Consider the following 16,555-nt stretch of genomic DNA (forward strand, 5'->3'; position numbering starts at 1 on the left):
CGCATCCTTGGTCGACTGGAATGCTCGGGGAAGGTCATGGGTCGATGGGCGAAGGTCGTGGGATGGGCGCTGCTCGGTGCTGCGCTCGGTGTGGCCGAGGCGGCGCCATCCAGCGCAGGACTGAAGCCGTGTGCGGTGCCCGGCATCGAGGGCGAAGCGCGCTGTGGTCGCATCCAAGTGCCCGAACGACGCGATACCGAAGGCGGCCGCAGCATCGAGCTGAAGGTGCTGATGCTGCCGGCGACGGGACCGGCCGAGCACAAGGCACGCGATGCGATTACCTTCCTCGCCGGTGGCGGGGTGATGCCGGCCACGCGCTACGCGCCGTTCCTGGCGCGGGTGCTGGCGCCGCTGCGTGAAACCCGCGACATCGTGCTGGTCGATCAGCGCGGCACCGGGGAGTCGAACCCGCTGGCCTGCGAGCTGCCTTCGCCGATCTTCGAGCGCGATCGCTATCTCGATCCGAAGCGCCATGCCGACGCGGTGGCCGGTTGCGCCAGGGAGCTGTCCGCGCGTGCGGACCTGACCGCGTACAACACGGTCGAGGCGATGCACGATCTCGACGAAGTGCGCGCCGCGCTCGGCTACGAACAATGGTCGCTCTGGGGCGTGTCCTACGGCACCAAGGCGGCGCGCGTGTACCTGCGCCAGTACCCGAAGCGGGTACGGGTGATCGCGCTGTACGGCGTGGTGCCGATCGGCGATTCGATGTGGACCGACCTGCCGGCGAACGAGCGGCGCGCGCTGGCCGGCATTCTCGATCGTTGTCGCGAGGACCAGGGCTGCAACACGCGTTATCCCGGCTTGGCCGACAAGCTGGCGGCGCTGCAAGTACGACTGGCCGAGAAGCCGCATCGCTTCAAGGTCGGGACGGCCGACGTTGCGATCGAGGGCATCATCGACGATCGCGCCCTGCTGCAACTGCTCGGCGCGCGCCTGTCGAGCACGCGCGACGGCGCGCGCATCCCGGCGCTGATCGATCAGCTGCATGCGGGAAACTACGCCGCGCTGAGCGAAGGTCTCGATGACCGCCCGCCGCCGGTGCCGCCGGGCGTGTATCTCTCGATCGCCTGCGGCGAGGAACGCCCGCTGTGGCAGCCGGCCGACCGCGAACGCGACGGCGACTGGCTCGCGCACGAACGCGAGTCCTGCGCGGTGTGGCCGCGTGCGCGACACGACGCTGCGTTCTGGAAGCCGGTGGCGTCATCGGTACCGGTGCTGATGCTCGCCGGCGACGAGGACCACGTCACCCCAACCGCCTACGCCGAGCAGGCTGCGGCCACGCTTTCCGGGACCCGACTGCTGCGCATCCCCAACGCCGGCCACGGCGACGTCAACCCCTGCATCGGCGGCCTCATCGTCCAAGCCATCCAGTCCGCCGACCTCCAGACCCTGGACACCGCCTGCATCAAGACGCTGCCGGAGTTTGGGTTTGCGGAGGAGTAGCCGCGAATCGGGTTGAATTCAGGCACAGCTAAGCGATCAACCTCGGCGTGAGGGGCATGCGAAGTGTCGGGCTCCGCACTGGCCCTCACTCCCGATCCCCATTCACGTTCACCTGACATCCACGATCACAAGCTCCGATTCATCTGATCGCACTGCGGCCGCCTGTACCCGCGCCTATCGCTGCGATATCAGCGGAGAACTGCTCTGCGAGCGAACAGCGTCGTCGAACGATGTCCCAGTGCTCGGTGACGCCGGCAGCAAGCTCGTGGTACCGCCGCTGTGTTTTTCGGATGCGCCTGGTTCTTGGCAGGGAGAGGAGTTGCGTTCCAATCCTCGAATTGCACTCCAGTCCGGCGAGCATCGGGTCTGCGTCCATGAATGTGGCTGCCACCAGCCAGGCCTCCGTTGCCTTCGAGGGCAGACACAGCGCGGTGCGCGATCCCAGTCGCGTGATGCCTGCCCACGCCAGGACATGTGTGCGTAGTACAGTCGCGCTGTCTGCGGCCGGCGGACAGGGCAAGTGGCAAGGCAGCTTCGGCAATTGGCGCCTTTCTGCGAGCAACTGCATCTCTGTGCCCAGATCGCCATAGGCCATCTCGGCCACGTCCACATCGAGGTGGATCACGAAGAGATCGAACCCAGGAAGCCTGGGATCATCCTCGAATGCGGTATGGCCGCCCGACGCAAAATCCAGACACCAGCGAAGAACCCCGCCCCAGCCCTCGCCGAACTTGGGACGAGTGGGTTCCGGTTGCAGCCGGGTTGCCAAGAATGGCGCCGGCAACAGCGCCTTGAGAGCAGCCTCAATGAGGATGAAGTCGGTAGGGCCCTCTGCAACCAGCGCCACGCGAAGTTCAGACATTCGGAACGGCCCCCAGGTGACCCATGGCCCAGAGTCTCGACAGCGGGTACTGCTCGTTCAGTGCGCGCAGATCGGGCGACACTTCGATGCGCCTGATGGCGGTGTGCCCCTGACTGTTGCGCTCTACTGCAAAAAGCCGGACTTCCTGATCGTCGAGGTCGAGTCCGTCCAATACGGCTGGGTTGTGCGCCGTGAACAGGAGTTGTCGCTCAGGATTTCCTGCGCGTAGCCACTCGGGCAGCCTTGCGATCAGCCGCGTTACCAAACGCGGGTTCAGTGACGAGTCGAGGTTGTCTATCGCAAAGATGGAGGGCGATGCCGACGACAGGCAGAGGACAGCGGCGAACAGGATGTACAGCGCACCCTCGCTCGCATCGTAGGCGGTCAGCGTGTTTCGCGACATCGCCATGAAGCGATCGGTGAACTTCAACACATGCTTGGAGCGCGGGACTGCCGGTGAAAGCAGTGCGCCGGCAGATTCAGTTGCGCTCACGTCGCTGACCCAGTCAACCAGATCGAGCACGTTGTCCAGTTGATCCGGGTCGAGGGCTTGCCTCAGTGCGTGGAAGCCCTCGGCAAGACCGCCGCCGACGAGGCCGACCGGTGCTCGCATCTGCGAATCGGGCACCGTTCCGCGCAAGGCAGGGGTATTGGGCGTGTAGATCGCGTAACCCTGCAGCGCCTTCAATAGCAGTGATGCCGGATCATCCGCTTGCAGGCCTACCAGCTTCAGTGCTGAGAGCCCTGCGGTTGGATCGAGGTTGTCGCTGCGGCTGCGAACCCCACGACTGGCGAACTCGAGGCTTCCGCATGCGAAATGCTCCGTCTTGAACGTCCAGGCCGGTTCCGGTCTCTCGAGTGGATTCAGCAATGCAACGCGAAAACTGAGGTCCGATTCGCCGCGTGCTTCGAGAGTGATGTGCGGTGGAATCTTCGTGGCGGAAAACGATGTCTTGAAGAGGCGAGGTAGTGCCGCGCGCACGCCGCGGCGAATGATCGCCTCGTCATCTACACGCCCCGAGGCTGCTGCACCGAGCACGCCAATGGCTTCAAGGACATTGCTCTTGCCGACGCCATTGGCGCCGATGAAGCAGTTCACGCGTCCCAAGGCGATCGTTTGATCGACGATGGACTTGAACCCCTTGATCTGTATTTCGTGAAGCTTCATGCAGGTCCCCTTCAACGCGTGGCGCTGCTCGTCCGAGCCCACTCGCAAGATTACCCCAGTCATGCATCGCGGCGCTGAGTACGAATGCTGCAAGCGCACCGGGCGGCGCCATCCATGGTTCAATACGCCCCTGCGGGGGTGCCGTGCGATGGCCGGCTGAGAGAGACCCTTTGAACCTGATCCGATTCGCATCGGCGTAGGGAAGCTTCGATCAGGACTCGCGTCCGGCGTCGGCACTCCGCATCCATTCCGAGGAGTTGCCATGAATGCGTTGCCGAGTGATTTGATCCGTCGTACCAGCGAGTTGTCGGAGGCGGTGACGCAGCCGATTCCGGGTTCGCGCAAGATCCACGTCGAGGGTGCGAACGGGTTGCGCGTGCCGATGCGCGAGATTGCGCTCGCCGACACGCCAAAGCTGTTCGGTGCCGAGCCGAATCCGCCGTTCGTGGTGTACGACACCTCGGGTCCGTACACCGACCCGACGCAACGCATCGACCTGACTGCGGGTCTGGCGGCAGTGCGCGCCGGCTGGATCGCGGCGCGGTGCGACAGCGAGACCTTGGCAGACCTGAGTTCGCACTACGGCCGCCAGCGTGCGGCCGATCCGAAGCTCGCCCCGGTGCGCTTCCCGCGCGTTCAAGCGCCGCGCGTCGCGAAGTCCGGATCGAACGTGTCGCAGATGCACTACGCACGGCGCGGCATCGTCACGCCGGAGATGGAGTACATCGCGATTCGCGAGAACGCGCGCATCGAAGCGTTGCGCGATGCCGCTGGCGGACGCGGGCGCGTGCATGGCGGCGAGTCCTTCGGCGCCAGCATCCCGGCGCTGATCACGCCCGAGTTCGTGCGCGCCGAAGTGGCGCGCGGGCGCGCGGTGATTCCGAACAACATCAACCACCCGGAATCCGAGCCGATGATCATCGGCCGCAATTTCCGCGTGAAGATCAACGCGAACATCGGCAATTCGGCGGTGACGAGTTCGATCGCCGAGGAAGTCGAGAAGATGGTCTGGGCGATCCGCTGGGGTGCGGACACGGTGATGGACCTTTCCACCGGCAAGCACATCCACGAAACGCGCGAGTGGATCCTGCGCAACTCGCCGGTGCCGATCGGCACCGTGCCGATCTACCAGGCGCTGGAAAAAGTCGACGGTCGTGCCGAAGAACTCACCTGGGAGATCTTCCGCGACACCCTGATCGAACAGGCCGAGCAGGGTGTCGACTACTTCACCATCCATGCCGGCGTGCGCCTCGCCTATGTGCCGCTGACGGCGGGTCGCGTCACCGGCATCGTCAGCCGCGGCGGTTCGATCATGGCCAAGTGGTGCCTGGCGCATCACCGCGAGAGTTTCCTGTACACGCATTTCGAAGAGATCTGCGAAATCATGAAGGCCTACGACGTCGCCTTCTCGCTCGGCGACGGCCTGCGCCCGGGTTCGATCGCTGATGCCAATGATCGTGCGCAGTTTGCTGAGCTCGAGACCTTGGGCGAGTTGACCAAGACCGCGTGGAAGCACGAGGTGCAGACGATCATCGAGGGCCCCGGCCATGTGCCGATGCACCTGATCGAGGAGAACATGCACAAGCAGCTCGCCGAATGCGGCGAGGCGCCGTTCTACACGCTCGGGCCGCTGACCACCGACATCGCGCCCGGTTACGACCACATCACCAGCGCCATCGGTGCGGCGATGATCGGCTGGTACGGCACCGCCATGCTGTGCTACGTCACGCCCAAGGAACACCTCGGTCTGCCGAACAAGCAGGACGTGCGCGACGGCATCATCACCTACAAGATCGCCGCGCACGCGGCCGATCTCGCCAAGGGTCACCCGGGTGCACAGGCGCGCGACAATGCGCTGTCGAAGGCGCGCTTCGAGTTCCGCTGGCAAGACCAGTTCAACCTCGGCCTCGATCCGGAAAAGGCCAAGGAATTCCACGACGAAACCCTGCCCAAGGACGCTGCCAAGCATGCGCATTTCTGCTCCATGTGCGGCCCGAACTTCTGCTCGATGAAGATCACCCAGGACGTGCGCGACTTCGCCGCCGAGCAAGGCGTCGACGAATCCATGGCACTGGAACTCGGCATGGCCGAGAAAGCGCGCGAGTTCCGCGAGCAGGGGGCGGAGATCTACCGGCCGGAGTGATTCCCGAGAGGTTACCGATACTCGCAGACAACACGAGACCGTGTTGAAGAGCACGGGTTCAGACGATCAGCAGAAGCTCAGGTCGTGAGTGCTCCTGGTGTCGACGGGTGATCCGACATAGTCAATTCTCGACGAGCCGCTCTGTTTGTCGAGGATAAAGACGAGAAGCCGGCACGTGAGGGCCCTCATCTCGAGCAATATCTTGGTCGGGTCGCTTCCGGAGAAAGTGCTTGGGTCGAGAACAGAAAAACCCAGTGGCTCGCCCATAGAGATTGCCTCGTGAACGGCCGAATTCCTCAGTATCGATACAGCCGAGCTTTTTCCTTTTCCGGCACTAGATTTTGCCCATGTCGGCGTGTCAATTTTCGATCGACCGCACATCCACTTTATCCGCTCGGCGTGAGCTATGTGGAGGTCTTGGCCATCGCTCATCATCGAAAAAGAAGTGTCCAGCGCCATGTACAAGTAGGAGAATGTTTCAAACGGCAGATTCCCTGGATTCTGCGCAAGAAATAGCGCATGTATCGCAGCTTCGTACCGTTTCGCATTGATTGCCGGGTTGTTCCCGTTATGGCATTGGTCATAGAAATTCAATGCGTATCCCAAACCGCGCACGATGTTCTTCTCGTCCGCAAAGAAGTCGACCAAAAGACGAGGCTTTACGGGAGTGGCATCCAGAAACCCTGCTTCGGTCGTGGTTAATCGCATGCCGACTAGGAAGGACAGGCACCAGACAACAAAGCGTAGCTTTTCTTCGTCGGCCGACCCATGGATGGACAGCATATGGGTCTTGGACAAACCGAACACTCTCCCAGGCGGGGAATTCGCCGTGGAACTCGAAAAGAGACTGCCGTAGTACCAGTCCATTCTGACGGCGCCGCTGCGCTGAATCTTGTCCACAACGGAATCGAAGTTGTCGAGTGGCTCAATTGATAAGCCATGCCCGGAAACGCGAAGGCGCAACGGGCAGAATCCAAAAGTGAGGGCGTTAGTCTCCATGTTGATGTGAACTATGCCTCCCTGATCTCACTGTAGGCAGATGCAAAGAAGAGGTCGTCAATTTCGTCGGGGAGCTCGAACAGGATTGCCGCTTTGTATTTTATTTTTGGATTAAATAGCTCTGTCCGGTAGAAATTCGCGAGGCCATTTCGCTTCGCGAAGTTTGAACTGGAGGAACAGCAAAGGTGGTAGTCGTAAACTGCCTTGAATGTAAATCCATCGCCGTCCTTTATCAAAATGTACTTGTGGAATACGTTCTCTGGGGCGTCCTCGACGGGTTCCTTGCTGAGGACCACCAAGTCCATGCTCAGCAGCCACAAGCTGTCTGAAATCATTACTTTGGTGATCTCGTCTTGGTTGTCGATTGGCGCCGGATCAATTTTGGTCAATCCTAAGGGTCTGATTCGGAACTTCACTTTGCGGATTTCGTCCGCGTCATAGTCGTCTTTATTCGAATAATCGGAATTGTCGATCAGTAGCCAAGCTTGCTCTTTGATTGCGGTTTGCACTGGGATCATGGGGTAGGGCGCTCCTGGTCGACGAATGCATCATAGTTTTCCGCAAACCAGCTCCACTGCTCGCAGCGCTTCTCCAGTTTCAGCCGCCGTATTGGGTCGCTGATCAGGCAGATCTCGAAAGGTTCCGCGTTGACGACGATCGCCAGTACATACCCTTCGGCTTCCTGATAGGCGGTGGCATGCTCATTGTTGGTCAGTCGGAATGGTTCGCCCATTCGCTTCACCGACTTCACTTCGACGTGAATCTGGCTGCCATCGTCGCTCGCGACGAGTAGGTCGTATCCAAGATTTGCCTGAGACACGTCTCGGACGAAAAGCACACCGGGCTGTACCGTGAACCAGGCGGCCGCATTCTTCTCCGCGCTCCGCCAATATTGAATGGCTGGCACAGGCTTCCGCGCGGACTCTTGGAGGATTGTGGGGCCTTCTGCGCCATCCTTGTCGGATGTTGCACTTCGATTGTTGGGAGCACGCACCACCGCCTCCGTTGCTTTCGGCTTGCCAACGAACGCAACCAGCGGTTCTCCGCCCATCTTCTTCAGCAGGTAACGGATGTCGTCCAGCTCGTTGGCCACCCGCATCAATTTCACGAACTCTGCCGCCAGTTCTTCTCCGTCATAGTTGGCGGGGCAAATGTTCTTTTTTGGTGCCAGGAAGAATCGGAAGGCTGGCCAGCCATTGCATGGTTTCGGCTGTCAGGTCGAAACGCATCTGCTTTGCGGCCTTCGCCCAAAGTTGCACGCACGCGATGGGTGAGGGTGTGTTAGCCGTTGTACATTGCAGAGCTTCTTGCAACGTCAAAGTTCTTGCGTCCATCCACTTCAATGCATCAGGGAGATTGGGTTGGTCGGCTAGCAGCAGCGCGGGAATCGAGCTATAGAAACCGTTGCACAGAGTCTCATAGTCAGCGTAGTTGAGCCAAGTCGGTGCCAGTCGAATGTCAATTGAAGTTGCCTTGGCAACGCGGCCCGATAGCGGCAATCCCCTCACTTCGAGACGTTCGATCAGTGCGTTTCTGAATTTCGGCATCACTCGTCCGCTGGCCGCGATGGCTGGCTTCAGAATCGAAAATATGCCGCGATGTGCATTGTCGGCGACAGCTTCTTCCAGCATGTCCCAGAGAATGTCGATGCAAGCGCGTAGTGATGCCTCGGACGTAGCGTCGAGATCGACTGCCTTACGCGAAGGGTCAGTCGAGAAATCCCCGTTCATTTTCAGGTATGCACCGGAGAACTCCTGCGTCGGAAGAAACGCGTGGATCACGGCGTGTTCTTGCGGAACGGGGACGATGCTCTCTCCTTCGAGCAGCAGCGCGACGCATTCGCAGCCGTCGTTGCGGCGAACCAGCCAGTTGGTGGAGACACCGCCTTCGACGATGCGCTCCAAAGTGTTAGAGCCGCGGGTCTGAGAGACATCGCGTTGGATGGCTCGACAGTAGGTGCCGAGCTGGATGTCGATTTGCCGGACGCTGTTCAGGAAGATCAGAACGTCGGGCGAGAGGTCTTCGACTTCCTGAGTCAGTGCACGTAGATCGAGTCCCGCCATCACGAACACCGTGCCGCCAGAGGGTACGTACCGCTGCTCCAGCGCCCTATGCTGCGCTCGCATTCCCTGATCCAGTAGATGCGGAATGCGTATCAATGGCACATCGCCCCACAGGGACAGGGCCGAGCGAGTTTGATCTTTCGAATACTGGAAGGAGTGTTCACCGGACAGCACCACGACTTCTTTGGCTAGGCCGGCGATTGACTTGAAGCCGATGCCGCGGTAGCCGATGCTCCCAGCGCCTCGTTGTTTGCTTGAGGCGCCACTTCGACACAGCGCCTCGACATCGCTGGCGGTGAAGGAGCGGCCGTCGTTGGACACGATTAACTGATCGCCTTCACCGAAGATGCATACATTGGTCGCGCCAGCATCGTCTGCGTTTTGGAGAAGTTCGATCAATGCGCGGGTGCGGTAGCTCTCGGCGATGTAGAGCTCGACCTTGGCCAAGTCCGCGAAAAGAGACGGCGCGCTACTCGCCTCAGCGAGAAATGCATCGCGAATAGTTTGGATTGGGTTCACTGCCAAGCTGAAATTCCTATTCGTTCGATGCGCTATCACCACACAACGGAATGCTGAGTGCAACGATGCGGAATGCGCAACACCCCGCAGGGTAATACAAAGATCGCACGGCGGCAGTGTGCGTCTTGTACGCAACGGCAAGTTCAACCTCGGCCTCGATCCGGAAAAGGCCACGGAGTTCCACGACGAAACCCTGCCCAAGGACGCTGCCAAGCATGCGCATTTCTGCTCCATGTGCGGCCCGAACTTCTGCTCGATGAAGATCACCCAGGACGTGCGCGACTTCGCCGCCGAGCAATGCGTCGACGAATCCATGGCACTGGAACTCGGCATGGCCGAGAAAGCGCGCGAGTTCCGCGAGCAGGGGGCGGAGATCTACCGGCCGGAGTGATTGGGGGTCAGATCACGACCACATGATCGGCGGTCGCGCCGACAACTGCGTTGAGCGGGATCTTGCCGTCGAAGGTCACGAAGCGTCCGCCCTTGCTGACGTCGAGCGCCAACAGGTAGAGATCGGTCAGTTGGCGCGGACCGTGAATGCGGGGCGCATGGGCAATGCCGGGGTCGAGCAAGCTGATGTCATCTGCCCAGAAGCGATGGTGCTTCGCCGAACAGGCCTGCGCCAGCATCCCGATGCCCCGCGCCGGAGCGATCGGGTTCGGGTAGCCGGGTTGCGCCCAGATGCGCAGACATCCGTTCTGGGTCAGCGGGCATGAACTCCAGCCGCCATCGATGTGGGTCTCCAGCCAGTTGTGTGCCGCCTCGTGATGCTGATGATTGGCATCGAGCAGCGCGATCAATACATTCACGTCGAATAGCGCGCGCTTCATTCGCCGAGTTCGTCTCGCAGCCGGTTGATCAGTTCATTGGTGACCACCGCGCCGCCGCGTTTCGGGATCGGCTCGAAGCCGAACTTGGCGGATGCTCGCTTGCGCGCGGCTTGTCCGCGCATCTGCAGCCCGGCGCGGGCCAGTTCCGAAATCACCTCGCCCGCCGTCCGCTTCTGGCGGCGAGCCAGATCCTTGGAAGCCAGCAAGACGTCTTCATCCAGGTCGAGTGTGGTGCGCATGCATCAGGTGCTGTTGCGTCAATTTGGTCGCCGCAACGTCGCGGGCATCACGATGGGCTTCGGTCCGGAGGTGGTTGCTCTATGCGCAAGGTGCAGGCCCGCCGACTGCACAAGCGACCGCGGGTGCGGGCTCGAGGTCGTGGGTGCACGACCAGCGCGCAGCCATCTGCGCGCAGCCATCTTGATGGCAGAGCGTTGCGGGCGTAGTCTTGCCGGCGATTCGCAGGAGTATGCCGCCATGACCGAGCCGCAATTGTCTGTCCGCAGCGCGCGCGCGCGCGATGTTGCGCACCGTCTTGCGCGTCGCGAGCAGCGCACTGTGGCCGAAGTGGTCGAGCGCGCACTGGAAGCCTATGAAGCCGCGCAGACCGGGCGTGAGCCCGCGGCCAAGTTCTATGCGCGCGTGAGCCGATCGTTTGGAGTCGATCTCGATCTCGACGCAGTCATCCGTGGCCACCGCAAGGTCCATGCGGGGCCGGAACTGTGATTTTCGTCGACACCAATGTGGTGTCGGAGACTTTGCGAATCGCGCCGGATACACGCGTGCTTGCATGGTTGGAGAAGCACGATGCTGTCTTGGTGCTTTGTTCGGTAGTCATCGGTGAACTTGCGTTCGGAATCGAGAAGGTCCGCCCTGACCAGCGCGCGAAGCGATTGTCCTCGGGGCTGGAGGCGTGGCGCCAACGATTTGCCGGCCGTGTTTTCGGGTTCACCGAGGAGGCGGCGCTGGCGTACGGGACGATCATGGGCAAGGCGGCGCGGCGCGGTCACGCGATGTCGGCACAGGATGGGATGATCGCCGCGATTGTCCTCGTTCACGACGGCGCGCTGGCGACGCGCAACACCGACGACTTCCAAGGCGCCGGGATCGATCTGGTGAATCCTTGGGTCGCTTGATTTGATCGAATCGTTCGATTTGGCCAAATTGCGCGAGATGCAGACCTTTACCGCCAACGAAGCAAAGACCCGATTCGGTGAGTTTCTGGATCGCGCGCAGCGTGAGCCGGTGCGGGTCATGCGGCACGACCGGGTCGTTGGGGTCATGGTCAGCGCGCAGGACTACGAGGCCATGCGTGCCTTCTATGCCAATCGGTTGCAGCAGACGCTGGGGGAATCGGCTGCAGCGGCGGCCCGGGCGGGACTGACGCGCGCGGAGCTGGATCGTCTGCTGGCCGATGAGAGCTGAGCGGGACCTGCAGTTGCGTCGGGTCGTGCTGGATACCAACGTCTGGATCAGCGCCGCGCTCACCACGGGCGGTCCAACGTCACCACTGGCGCGGCGCGTTCTGGAAATCGGACGCCCCGTGTTTACGCGGCCGACCTTCACCGAGCTCGAAACGCGCATCTGGCGCCCGAAGTTCGATCGTTACCTGAGCATGGAACTGCGCGGACGCATTCTGCACGACCTGGAAGCCGTGGCCGACTGGGTCGAAATCCCGCAGGAACTGGCGGCGCGGCAGTGGCCGCGAGATGCGGATGACGACGCCTTCGTTCGCGCGGCGTTGGCGGCAGGAGCCCCGATGCTTGTCACCGGCGATGCCGACCTGCTCGACATGAGTCCGGTCGAAGGACTTCGCATCGTGACGCCGGCACAAGCACTGCGCGAGTGGTCATGAGCCGCGCCCAAACCAGCGTGCGAGATGGCGCACGGTCGGACGGCTGGGCGACGCCCGCTCACTCCGCCTGAAATCGCGGCAGTTGTTCGACGATCCATTGCAGGCGTTGCAGCGGATCGTCGAGTTCCAGCGCGAGCTGCTTCTCGGGGGCTTCGAGCGCGAGGCGTTCGAGCATGCGCCAGCTGATCCAGTCGGCGTCGTCGAAGCAGGCTTTGGTGGCGGCGGAGAGCTGCGAGTCGCCGTGCTCGGCGAGGCGTTCCAGGATGGTGGCGAGAACCGCGTACTGCGCTGGTACCGGGAGTGGCGGCGCGTCCGCGCACCATTCGACTTGCGCGATGCGCAGTGCATTCGCGGCGCTGTGCTCGGCGCGGATACGGAAGCGGCGGCGGCCTTCGACGCGGATGCCGAGCAGTCCGTCGGGCAGGGTGCTGAAGTCGATGATGCGGGCCTCGCAGCCGATTTCGTGCAGGCTGCCGCCGACGCCGGCTTCGCTGCCTTCGCGCAGCAGCACGATGCCGAAGCCGGTGTCGTGGCGGGTGCAGTCGCGCACCAGATCAAGGTAACGCGTTTCGAAGATGCGCAGGTCGAGCCAGCCGCCGGGCAGCAGCACCGAGTTGAGCGGAAACAGTGGCAGCGATTCCCCGCTCATGGCGCGATCTGCTCGGCGTAGCGGCGGGGTGCATTGTCGAAGCCGCCGTTGGACATGAACACGACGCTATCGCCGGCGCGGGACAAGCGGCTGAGCGTGTCGAGCAGGTCTTCGACCGTCGTCACGGCGACGGCCTGACCGCGCACCGCTGCGATCACCGCGGCGGCGTGCCACGGCAACTCGGCGCGAGCGAGGAACACCACGACATCGGCGTCGGCGAGTGACGGTGCCAGCGCGGTCGCGTGTGCGCCCATGCGCATCGAATTCGAGCGCGGCTCCAGCGCGACGACGATGCGACCGTTGCCGACCTTGGCGCGCAGGCCGGCGAGCGTGGTCGCGATCGCGGTCGGATGGTGCGCGAAGTCGTCGTAGACGCGGATGCCGTTGCGGTCCGCGACCAGTTCCATGCGCCGCTTCGGATTGCGGAAACCGGTCAGCGCAGCGACCGCCCGCGCAGCGTCGATGCCGTACGCGGCTGCGGCAGCGATGGCGGCGAGCGCGTTCATCATGTTGTGCCGGCCGAGCGCTTCCCAGTGCGCGTCGCCGACCACGGTGCCACGGTGCAGCACGCGGAACGCGCTGCCGTCGGCGGCCAGCAGTTCGGCCTGCCATTCGGCTTCGCGCGCGATGGCGAAGCGCTCGACCGGTGTCCAGCAGCCCTTGGCCAGCACGCGCGCGAGCGCGTCGTCCTCGCCGTTGACGATCAACCGGCCATTGCCGGGCACGGTGCGCACCAGATGATGGAACTGGCGCTCGATGTCGGCGAGCGAGTCGAAGATGTCGGCGTGGTCGAACTCGAGGTTGTTGAGCACCGCGATCTCGGGCCGGTAGTGCACGAACTTCGAACGCTTGTCGAAGAACGCGGTGTCGTATTCGTCGGCCTCGACCACGAAGGCGTCGCCGGAACCGAGCCGCGCCGACACGCCGAAGTTTTCCGGCACGCCGCCGACCAGGAACCCGGGTTGCGCGCCGCAGGCATCGAGAATCCAGGCGAGAAGGCTGGTGGTGGTGGTCTTGCCATGGGTGCCGGCGACGGCGAGCACACGCCGTGATGCGAGCACGCGCTCGCCCAACCACTGCGGCCCGGAGACATAGCGCAGGCGCTGATCGAGCGCGTACTCCATCGCCGGGTTGCCGCGCGAGATCGCATTGCCGACCACGACCAGGCCGGGCGCCGGCTGCAGGTGCTCCGGTCGATAGCCCTGCAGCAGGGTGATGCCGAGTTGTTCCAGCTGCGTGCTCATCGGCGGATAGACCTGCTGGTCGCAGCCGGCGACGCTCTCGCCGAGTTCGCGCGCCAGCGCGGCGATGCCGCCCATGAAGGTGCCGCAGATGCCGAGGATGTGGAGCGCGGGCGGTGGCTGGGTCATCGGAAGGCCTGGGCGAGGGAGAGCGCGACGAAGAACTCGGCGGCGGCGATCAGGAACACCAGACCGAGTGCGCGTGCGATGGGAATGTCCAGTGCCTGGCGCAACACATGCGTGCGCAGGCCGAGATACCAGATGAAGATCGGGAACATCAGGCTCATCAACAAGGCCTGGTCCGGACGCAGGTCCTCGGGTTGTTGCGGCAGCGGCATCACGCCGCCGAGCAGCAGCAGCGTCAGCAGCGACAGCGCGGTGCGGATCAGCAGCAAGGCGCTGGCGGTCTGCACGAAGCGCTCCGGCTTGCCCCACATCCGCAGCAGCCCATGCACGAACGCGAGCGAAATGGCGTTGTTCAACACCGCGAGCAGCGGATCGCCGTCCAGTCCGGTCAGCACCCGCGCGGCCACGGCATCGAGCACGACCGCGGCGATCAGCAGTGCCAGCAACACCGCGGGTGCGTAGGGCAGATCGGCCGGGCCGCGACGGAACACGAACAGGCCGCGCGTTGCCTCGATCCAGCTATTCATGGCGAGGGCTCGCGGCTGGCATCATCGATGCATGAGAAGCGATGAACTGATTGTCGATGCACGTGGCCTTGCCTGTCCGCATCCGGTGCTGCAGGCGCGCGCACAACTGCGTGTGCTCGCGCCCGGAACGCGCATCGTGTTGCTCGCGACCGATCCGCTGGCCAGCGTCGACGTGCGCGCGTTCTGTCTGCGTGCCGGTCATGGCTTCATCGATGAGGAACGCTGCGGCGACCATCTGCGCTTCACGCTCGAGCGCGGCGGCTGATTCAGGCGCTGGCGCGCACCGCCGCCAGAATGCGCGCGGTGATTTCGGACAGTTCGCCGACGCCATCGATCTCGACCAGCTTGCCGGCGCGCGCGTAGTACGCGGCGACCGGCGCGGTCTGCTCGGCATAGACGGCGAGACGACCGCGGACCACCTCGGGGTTGTCGTCCTTGCGGCCCTCGGCGGCGAAGCGGATGGCGCAGCGTTCCAGGATCGCCGCGTTCGGCACGTTCAGCTTGATCACCACGTCGAGCGGCTTGCCGATGCGTTCGAGCAGGACACCGAGCGCGTCGGCCTGCGCCAGGTTTCGCGGATAGCCGTCGAGGATGAAACCGGGCGCAGCGTCGGCTTCGGCGAGGCGGTCTTCGAGCATGCCGAGCACGAGCTCGTCGGAAACCAGTTGTCCGGCCTCCATCACCGCCTTGGCCTGGAGTCCGAGCGCACTGCCGCGCGCGACATGGCCGCGCAGCAGGTCTCCGGTGGAGATGTGCGGGATGCCGAAGCTGCTCTTGAGGAGGGTCGCCTGCGTGCCCTTGCCGGAGCCGGGCGCGCCGAAAAACACGATGCGCATGAATAGTCCAGAACAGTCGAGCCGGGCGCAGCGACGAGGCGGGGCGCGGCTCGGGTGGAAGGGGATGACGGCACCGTAGCGGCTGGCCTGACTCGCGTCAATGAACGCAACAGGGCGCTGCGAATGCCTGAAATTGCGCCTTCGCGGGCGCCGCTCCAGGGCGATGCAGGTATGCGATCATGCGCCGCTTCCACCGCCGACACTGGCCGAAGCCGATGACCACCAAAACGTTCGTGAAGCCGCTTTCCGCAATGGAGGCACGCTTCGAGGCCCAGAAGATCGCGTTCGGGCCGGTGGTGTTCCAGTGCGTGCGCATCGCGCGTCAGTGGGGCGTGCTCACCCAGCTCGACCAGACGCCCGCAGGCTGCAGCATCGCCGAACTGGCGCAGCTCTCGCAGCGCAGCGAATACGCCATGAGCGTGCTGCTGGAGACCTGCCTGAGCGCCGGTGTGGTCAGCGTGAGCGACGACCGTTATCGCATCGAGAAGACCGGGCAACTGCTGCTGCACGATGAACTGACGCGGGTGAATCTCGAGTTCGTGCATGAGATTTGCTACGCCGGCATGGCCGATCTCGAGACCGCGCTGGTCGAGGCGCGTCCGGCCGGATTGCACCATCTGGGTCCGTGGCCGACGGTGTATCCGGGTCTGCGTGATCTGCCCGCAGCGGCCAAGCGCGCCTGGTTCGACTTCGACCACCACTATTCCGATTCGGCCTTCGCGATGGCCTTGCCGCATGTGTTCGCCAAGCGCCCGGCGCGACTGATGGACATCGGCGCCAACACCGGCAAGTGGGCGCGGCATTGCCTGGAGTACGACGCTTCGGTGCACCTGACCTTGGTCGATCTGCCGGAGCAGATCGGCGTGGCGCGCGCCAACCTGCACGAGCATGCGCCGCGCGTCGACTACTGCGAGGTCGATGTGCTCGATGCCACCACGCCGTTTCCGGGCGGCCAGGACGCGATCTGGATGAGCCAGTTCCTGAGTTGCTTCAGCACCGAGACCATGGCCACGATCCTGCGTCGCGCGGCCGCCAGCCTGAATCCGGACGGGCGCGTGTTCGTGCTCGACACCTTCTGGGATCGGCAGCGCTTCGACATCGCCGCGTACTGCATCATCAACACCTCGCCGTACTTCACCGCGATCGCCAACGGCGTCAGCAAGATGTACCGGGCGCAGGAGTACATCGAGCTGGCGACGGCTGCCGGGCTGCGCCTGGCCGATATCCGCGATGACATCGGGCTCAGCCACAGCCTGCTCAGTCTCACGCGCGCCTGAAGCCCGCGCGCTGC

At 63.4% G+C, this 16,555-nt stretch carries 21 protein-coding genes and 1 riboswitch; of the genes, 9 read left to right on the plus strand and 12 right to left on the minus strand.

Features of this window, described 5'->3' with window-relative positions; genetic code table 11:
- The first annotated feature begins 36 nt into the window (after positions 1–36).
- A complete protein-coding gene (locus IPG63_10120) occupies positions 37–1,446 on the plus strand; it encodes an alpha/beta fold hydrolase (protein MBK6727599.1) in 1,410 nt (469 codons plus the stop codon).
- A 139-nt stretch (positions 1,447–1,585) separates the two neighbouring features.
- On the opposite strand, the gene IPG63_10125 is transcribed toward IPG63_10120, so the two are convergent.
- Both IPG63_10125 and IPG63_10130 read right to left on the minus strand, forming a co-directional pair.
- On the minus strand, positions 1,586–2,308 hold the full coding sequence (locus IPG63_10125) for a hypothetical protein (protein MBK6727600.1): 723 nt from the start codon (positions 2,306–2,308) through the stop codon (positions 1,586–1,588).
- Positions 2,301–3,476, minus strand: coding sequence for an AAA family ATPase (locus tag IPG63_10130; GenBank protein MBK6727601.1), 1,176 nt, complete (start codon positions 3,474–3,476; stop codon positions 2,301–2,303). Before IPG63_10130 ends, IPG63_10125 begins: the two co-directional genes overlap by 8 nt.
- Positions 3,477–3,600: 124 nt before the next feature.
- A riboswitch (TPP riboswitch) is annotated at positions 3,601–3,697 on the plus strand.
- A 41-nt stretch (positions 3,698–3,738) separates the two neighbouring features.
- Between IPG63_10130 and thiC the strand changes: the two genes are divergently transcribed.
- On the plus strand, positions 3,739–5,619 hold the full coding sequence (gene thiC, locus IPG63_10135) for a phosphomethylpyrimidine synthase ThiC (protein MBK6727602.1): 1,881 nt from the start codon (positions 3,739–3,741) through the stop codon (positions 5,617–5,619).
- A gap of 66 nt (positions 5,620–5,685) precedes the next feature.
- Here thiC and IPG63_10140 read toward each other — a convergent pair whose 3' ends face one another.
- Genes IPG63_10140 through IPG63_10155 form a run of 4 tightly spaced genes read right to left on the minus strand, consistent with a single transcriptional unit; the run spans position 5,686 to position 9,128 of the window.
- Entirely contained in the window at positions 5,686–6,582 is an 897-nt protein-coding gene (locus tag IPG63_10140; GenBank protein MBK6727603.1) for a hypothetical protein, read from the minus strand.
- A 47-nt stretch (positions 6,583–6,629) separates the two neighbouring features.
- Positions 6,630–7,136 (minus strand): hypothetical protein, encoded by a 507-nt coding sequence (locus IPG63_10145; GenBank protein MBK6727604.1) that lies wholly within the window; start codon positions 7,134–7,136, stop codon positions 6,630–6,632.
- Positions 7,133–7,726: a DUF3883 domain-containing protein gene (locus IPG63_10150; GenBank protein MBK6727605.1), complete on the minus strand. Its 594-nt coding sequence runs from the start codon at positions 7,724–7,726 to the stop codon at positions 7,133–7,135. The genes IPG63_10145 and IPG63_10150 overlap by 4 nt, the downstream gene beginning before the upstream one ends.
- Before the next feature lie 25 nt (positions 7,727–7,751).
- Positions 7,752–9,128 carry an ATP-binding protein gene (locus IPG63_10155; GenBank protein MBK6727606.1) on the minus strand — a complete coding sequence of 459 codons (1,377 nt, stop codon included), beginning with the start codon at positions 9,126–9,128 and terminating at the stop codon, positions 7,752–7,754.
- Between IPG63_10155 and IPG63_10160 the strand changes: the two genes are divergently transcribed.
- A complete protein-coding gene (locus tag IPG63_10160; protein MBK6727607.1) occupies positions 9,121–9,591 on the plus strand; it encodes a phosphomethylpyrimidine synthase ThiC in 471 nt (156 codons plus the stop codon). The two genes, IPG63_10155 and IPG63_10160, sit on opposite strands and share 8 nt — an antisense overlap.
- Positions 9,592–9,598: 7 nt before the next feature.
- Here the strand turns inward: IPG63_10160 and IPG63_10165 are convergent, their stop codons facing one another.
- Both IPG63_10165 and IPG63_10170 read right to left on the minus strand, forming a co-directional pair.
- Complete coding sequence (locus IPG63_10165) at positions 9,599–10,030, minus strand: VapC toxin family PIN domain ribonuclease (protein ID MBK6727608.1); 432 nt, start codon at positions 10,028–10,030, stop codon at positions 9,599–9,601.
- Entirely contained in the window at positions 10,027–10,269 is a 243-nt protein-coding gene (locus IPG63_10170) for an antitoxin (GenBank protein ID MBK6727609.1), read from the minus strand. The genes IPG63_10165 and IPG63_10170 overlap by 4 nt, the downstream gene beginning before the upstream one ends.
- 238 nt (positions 10,270–10,507) lie before the next feature.
- On the opposite strand from IPG63_10170, the gene IPG63_10175 reads away from it, so the two are divergent.
- Genes IPG63_10175 through IPG63_10190 form a run of 4 tightly spaced genes read left to right on the plus strand, consistent with a single transcriptional unit; the run spans position 10,508 to position 11,885 of the window.
- A complete protein-coding gene (locus IPG63_10175) occupies positions 10,508–10,756 on the plus strand; it encodes a plasmid stabilization protein (protein MBK6727610.1) in 249 nt (82 codons plus the stop codon).
- Positions 10,753–11,166, plus strand: a complete 414-nt coding sequence (locus IPG63_10180; protein ID MBK6727611.1) for a type II toxin-antitoxin system VapC family toxin — start codon at positions 10,753–10,755, stop codon at positions 11,164–11,166. The genes IPG63_10175 and IPG63_10180 overlap by 4 nt, the downstream gene beginning before the upstream one ends.
- A gap of 37 nt (positions 11,167–11,203) precedes the next feature.
- Positions 11,204–11,455 carry a type II toxin-antitoxin system Phd/YefM family antitoxin gene (locus IPG63_10185; GenBank protein ID MBK6727612.1) on the plus strand — a complete coding sequence of 84 codons (252 nt, stop codon included), beginning with the start codon at positions 11,204–11,206 and terminating at the stop codon, positions 11,453–11,455.
- The gene (locus IPG63_10190) at positions 11,445–11,885 is read left to right on the plus strand and encodes a putative toxin-antitoxin system toxin component, PIN family (GenBank protein MBK6727613.1); all 441 of its coding nucleotides are present in this window, start codon (positions 11,445–11,447) and stop codon (positions 11,883–11,885) included. The genes IPG63_10185 and IPG63_10190 overlap by 11 nt, the downstream gene beginning before the upstream one ends.
- A gap of 58 nt (positions 11,886–11,943) precedes the next feature.
- Here IPG63_10190 and IPG63_10195 read toward each other — a convergent pair whose 3' ends face one another.
- The 3 genes from IPG63_10195 to IPG63_10205 are packed head-to-tail and all read right to left on the minus strand — an operon-like array spanning position 11,944 to position 14,428.
- Positions 11,944–12,534: an LON peptidase substrate-binding domain-containing protein gene (locus tag IPG63_10195; protein ID MBK6727614.1), complete on the minus strand. Its 591-nt coding sequence runs from the start codon at positions 12,532–12,534 to the stop codon at positions 11,944–11,946.
- The gene (gene mpl, locus IPG63_10200; GenBank protein ID MBK6727615.1) at positions 12,531–13,904 is read right to left on the minus strand and encodes a UDP-N-acetylmuramate:L-alanyl-gamma-D-glutamyl-meso-diaminopimelate ligase; all 1,374 of its coding nucleotides are present in this window, start codon (positions 13,902–13,904) and stop codon (positions 12,531–12,533) included. The genes IPG63_10195 and mpl overlap by 4 nt, the downstream gene beginning before the upstream one ends.
- On the minus strand, positions 13,901–14,428 hold the full coding sequence (locus tag IPG63_10205) for a hypothetical protein (GenBank protein ID MBK6727616.1): 528 nt from the start codon (positions 14,426–14,428) through the stop codon (positions 13,901–13,903). Before IPG63_10205 ends, mpl begins: the two co-directional genes overlap by 4 nt.
- 31 nt (positions 14,429–14,459) lie before the next feature.
- Between IPG63_10205 and IPG63_10210 the strand changes: the two genes are divergently transcribed.
- Positions 14,460–14,693 (plus strand): sulfurtransferase TusA family protein, encoded by a 234-nt coding sequence (locus IPG63_10210; GenBank protein MBK6727617.1) that lies wholly within the window; start codon positions 14,460–14,462, stop codon positions 14,691–14,693.
- A gap of 1 nt (position 14,694) precedes the next feature.
- Here IPG63_10210 and IPG63_10215 read toward each other — a convergent pair whose 3' ends face one another.
- Positions 14,695–15,264 (minus strand): adenylate kinase, encoded by a 570-nt coding sequence (locus tag IPG63_10215; protein ID MBK6727618.1) that lies wholly within the window; start codon positions 15,262–15,264, stop codon positions 14,695–14,697.
- Between the two features lie 215 nt (positions 15,265–15,479).
- Between IPG63_10215 and IPG63_10220 the strand changes: the two genes are divergently transcribed.
- On the plus strand, positions 15,480–16,541 hold the full coding sequence (locus IPG63_10220; GenBank protein MBK6727619.1) for a class I SAM-dependent methyltransferase: 1,062 nt from the start codon (positions 15,480–15,482) through the stop codon (positions 16,539–16,541).
- The last annotated feature ends 14 nt before the right edge of the window (positions 16,542–16,555 follow it).

Source organism: Lysobacterales bacterium, assembly GCA_016703225.1.
GTDB lineage: Bacteria > Pseudomonadota > Gammaproteobacteria > Xanthomonadales > Ahniellaceae > JADKHK01.

Coding starts and splice junctions, on each gene's coding strand:
- IPG63_10120 (MBK6727599.1), top strand. CDS start 37: ATGGGTCGATGGGCGAAGGTCGTGGGATGGGCGCTGCTCGGTGCTGCG.
- IPG63_10125 (MBK6727600.1), bottom strand. CDS start 2,308: ATGTCTGAACTTCGCGTGGCGCTGGTTGCAGAGGGCCCTACCGACTTC.
- IPG63_10130 (MBK6727601.1), bottom strand. CDS start 3,476: ATGAAGCTTCACGAAATACAGATCAAGGGGTTCAAGTCCATCGTCGAT.
- thiC (MBK6727602.1), top strand. CDS start 3,739: ATGAATGCGTTGCCGAGTGATTTGATCCGTCGTACCAGCGAGTTGTCG.
- IPG63_10145 (MBK6727604.1), bottom strand. CDS start 7,136: ATGATCCCAGTGCAAACCGCAATCAAAGAGCAAGCTTGGCTACTGATC.
- IPG63_10165 (MBK6727608.1), bottom strand. CDS start 10,030: ATGAAGCGCGCGCTATTCGACGTGAATGTATTGATCGCGCTGCTCGAT.
- IPG63_10170 (MBK6727609.1), bottom strand. CDS start 10,269: ATGCGCACCACACTCGACCTGGATGAAGACGTCTTGCTGGCTTCCAAG.
- IPG63_10175 (MBK6727610.1), top strand. CDS start 10,508: ATGACCGAGCCGCAATTGTCTGTCCGCAGCGCGCGCGCGCGCGATGTT.
- IPG63_10185 (MBK6727612.1), top strand. CDS start 11,204: ATGCAGACCTTTACCGCCAACGAAGCAAAGACCCGATTCGGTGAGTTT.
- IPG63_10190 (MBK6727613.1), top strand. CDS start 11,445: ATGAGAGCTGAGCGGGACCTGCAGTTGCGTCGGGTCGTGCTGGATACC.
- IPG63_10195 (MBK6727614.1), bottom strand. CDS start 12,534: ATGAGCGGGGAATCGCTGCCACTGTTTCCGCTCAACTCGGTGCTGCTG.
- mpl (MBK6727615.1), bottom strand. CDS start 13,904: ATGACCCAGCCACCGCCCGCGCTCCACATCCTCGGCATCTGCGGCACC.
- IPG63_10205 (MBK6727616.1), bottom strand. CDS start 14,428: ATGAATAGCTGGATCGAGGCAACGCGCGGCCTGTTCGTGTTCCGTCGC.
- IPG63_10210 (MBK6727617.1), top strand. CDS start 14,460: ATGAGAAGCGATGAACTGATTGTCGATGCACGTGGCCTTGCCTGTCCG.
- IPG63_10215 (MBK6727618.1), bottom strand. CDS start 15,264: ATGCGCATCGTGTTTTTCGGCGCGCCCGGCTCCGGCAAGGGCACGCAG.
- IPG63_10220 (MBK6727619.1), top strand. CDS start 15,480: ATGACCACCAAAACGTTCGTGAAGCCGCTTTCCGCAATGGAGGCACGC.